The organism is Mesorhizobium sp. M0698, assembly GCF_040320455.1.
Taxonomy (GTDB): Bacteria; Pseudomonadota; Alphaproteobacteria; order Rhizobiales; family Rhizobiaceae; genus Mesorhizobium.
The window spans coordinates 1-1,055 of sequence record NZ_JAMYPQ010000076.1 but is presented as its reverse complement, the minus strand read 5'-3'; the positions used below and the strand labels follow the sequence as shown (position 1 = coordinate 1,055).

The following is a 1,055-nucleotide window of genomic DNA, read 5'->3' as shown; positions in this document are numbered from 1 at the left end:
ACTGGGGGGTTGAACCTTGCTGTAGGGGCGATCGGCGTTTGTGCCGCAATGACTTGCGGCTATCTCATTGAGGTCGTCGGGCTTCCGTGGCCACTCGCAATTCTCTCAGCCGTGGCCCTTGGCGCCTTGCTGGGCTTTATCAACGGATGGACTTCCGTTCGCACAGGATTGCACAGCTTCATCATCACGCTCGCGACAATGAGCATTTTCTTCGGCGTAATGATCTTCCTGACGCGTGCAGAATCCTATCGCGCTCTGCCACCCGTCTTTGCAGCGTTCGGACGCATCAAGCTGTTGGGTTTTTTCTCTCCGCTCCTCCTGGTTAGCCTCATGGCTGCATTGGTTCTAGGATATCTTTATAATTTGACAGCGGTTGGGCGGGAGATGCTGGCTGCTGGCGCCAAGCCCGAAGCGGCGGAGATGTCCGGCATAAATGTCGGGCGCATCTTCATATACTGCCACATGCTGTCTGGCGCGCTCGCCGCCTGCGCGGCTCTGATGCTAGTCGCACGCAATGGAGCGGCGATCCCATCAATGGCGGGACAACTCGGACAGGACTGGCTGCTCATCGCGTTCCTTGGTCCTGTGTTGGGGGGAACACTTTTGGCGGGCGGCAAGGCATCGGTGCTGGGGACGTGCCTAGGTGCGTTTCTGGTGACGATGCTGACTAGTGGTTTGCTTCTATTACAGCTGGGCGATTTCTGGATTCAGAGCTTTTTGGGTCTGCTTTTGCTGGCTGCGGTATTGATGGACAAAACACGCCGAACCTTTCTGGCCCGGAGGAACATGGCATGAACGGCTCCTTCGCCAACGCCGTGCGGAGCGACTGGTTTGGGCCGCTGCTGGTTACGATCGTCGCCGTTGCGATCGTGGGGGGCTTCAACCCATCATTCCTATCGCCATTGAATATTCAGGTGCTGCTGCTCGCAATTGCAGTAAATGGCCTGATCGCGTTTTCGCAAATGCTCATCATCGCTATCGGTCAGATGAATTTGTCTGTCGGGGCTATCGGCGGTCTTTGCGCTATTGTTTTCGCCGGCATGATGGACGCGTGG

1 protein-coding gene and 1 pseudogene are annotated in these 1,055 nt (G+C 56.8%); both read left to right on the top strand.

Annotation, left to right across the window (positions count from 1 at the left end; translation table 11 throughout):
• Nucleotides 1-795, top strand: a 795-nt coding sequence (locus NKI16_RS33975) for an ABC transporter permease (RefSeq protein WP_352924816.1), incomplete at its 5' end; no start/stop codon positions are given.
• Nucleotides 792-1,055: pseudogene (locus NKI16_RS33970) on the top strand (ABC transporter permease); the annotation flags it as partial. The gene NKI16_RS33975 and the pseudogene NKI16_RS33970, both read left to right, overlap by 4 nt.